General features: G+C 63.4%; 1 protein-coding gene. It reads left to right on the top strand.

The features are described from left to right. Positions 1 to 136 precede the first annotated feature (136 nt). On the top strand, positions 137 to 511 hold a 375-nt coding region (locus F6Q13_RS20180; protein ID WP_293060206.1), incomplete at its 3' end, for a hypothetical protein.

Here is a 511-nt window from a genome sequence, read left to right as displayed (position 1 = left end):
GTTGGACCGCATTGGCATCTTCGAGTCGTCGATAGGGGCGCTCGAACCGATCATCGCCGCGGCTGCGCCGAGGGTCCTGGAAGCCGGTTTCGACTTCACGTTGACCCGTGCCCAGCGTGAGCAGAAGTTGCATGAGGTGCTGACGGCGATCGAAGAGCAGCGCGCCGGGCTGCAGGAGCTATCTGACGAGTCGAGTGCTCTGTTGGTGAGCAACGACGTGGACGTAGCCGGGTTGGAAGATGACCTCGTCCGGAAGGGACGTTACATCGGCCAGCACGAGCTCGCGCAACTGCTCGATGATTGGGCACGAGTCGACGGTGCTGTGGGGATCGAGTTCGCCGCAGACGGGCGGACCGCGGAATTGCGCGGCAACCCCGCGATGGCAGCACGTGTCGACGAGCTGGCCAAGTCAGCCCAGCGGACTCGTGGCGAGACCAGCGCGATCGCGATGCAACTGCGCAACGAAACCCCGATTTTGCTAGTGCTCGATCAGGAATTGGCTCGAACGGGC

It is taken from the genome of Mycobacterium sp. (genome assembly GCF_008709575.1).
GTDB lineage: Bacteria > Actinomycetota > Actinomycetes > Mycobacteriales > Mycobacteriaceae > Mycobacterium.
Note: the sequence above shows the minus strand (reverse complement) of the source record. Positions and strands in the feature narration are given on the sequence as shown.